Annotated in this window: 1 protein-coding gene; it reads left to right on the top strand. The window is 62.2% G+C overall.

Annotated features, from left to right (window positions below; genetic code table 11):
* Positions 1-573: GntR family transcriptional regulator (locus tag AC1D1G_RS45535; protein ID WP_477956976.1), on the top strand; the 573-nt coding region annotated here is incomplete at its 5' end.
* Positions 574-974: the final 401 nt, after the last annotated feature.

The following is a 974-nucleotide window of genomic DNA, read 5'->3' as shown; positions in this document are numbered from 1 at the left end:
CACCTGTACACGAGCTTCGGGGTATCTCGTAACACGATGCGTGACGCGATACGGCAGCTTGTGTTCGAAGGGCTTGTCACGACCCGTATGCACAGCGGAAGCGCGGTGCGGGTGGTGACTGAGGAGGACGCGCGGGACATCTATACCGTCCGACGTTCGCTCGAGATCTCCGCGGTAACGGCGAGTTCGCGTGCAACCTCTGATCAGCTCGACGCCATGCACGCGAGTATCGCGCTCACCGCGAAGTACGTGGATGAAGAACGCTGGGATGACGTCAACACCTCGACGATGCTCTTTCATCAGAGCATCGTTCGATTCATCGGCTCGGCTCGGCTCGACACGTTCTTCGAGACTGTCGTTGCCCAACTCCGGCTCTGCTTCGGGTACATACCGAATCGTCCAGAGTTTCATGTTCAGTGGCTCGGACGTGACCGCGTCATCGCCGAGCACATCAGTTCCGGGCGTCGGGACGAGGCAGCGCGCGAGCTCGCCTATTATCTCGATGATTCCGAGGCGCAGATGATCGATGTCATCCGCTCGGCACACAAGGCCGGTTCCACAGATACAGCCTAGTACTGCAACGGTATTCGCTGGACCGGCGTCAGCGACCACTGCGCAGGTGTGATGCGGCCGGTGCGGCACGACTCGGACGCAGTGTGTGGCGGGCCGGCGACTTGCCGGTGCGGTATCGCTCATCTTGGACAGCGTCCGCGACGGCCGAGGCAGGGGCAGGGCACGCGATACACACGGGAAGCGGGCCCGCTCTCCGAGTCGACAGATTTCGGCTCGGAGAGCGGACCCGCACCCGACTCACCTGGGATGTTCTATACCGCGATCAGGTCGTCCGGGACCTGCGGCGACAGCAGGCGCGGCGCACCGTCGGTGAAGTAGTACTCCTCTTCGACCACGTAGTTGCTGCCGTTGTGGAGTACTGCGGGTTCGACGCACACCACCGTGTTCTCGGACAGCAACGT

Source organism: Rhodococcus sp. P3_B8 (assembly GCF_056402775.1).
The sequence above is the reverse complement of the archived record's forward strand: the minus strand, read 5'-3'. Positions and strand labels throughout refer to the sequence as shown.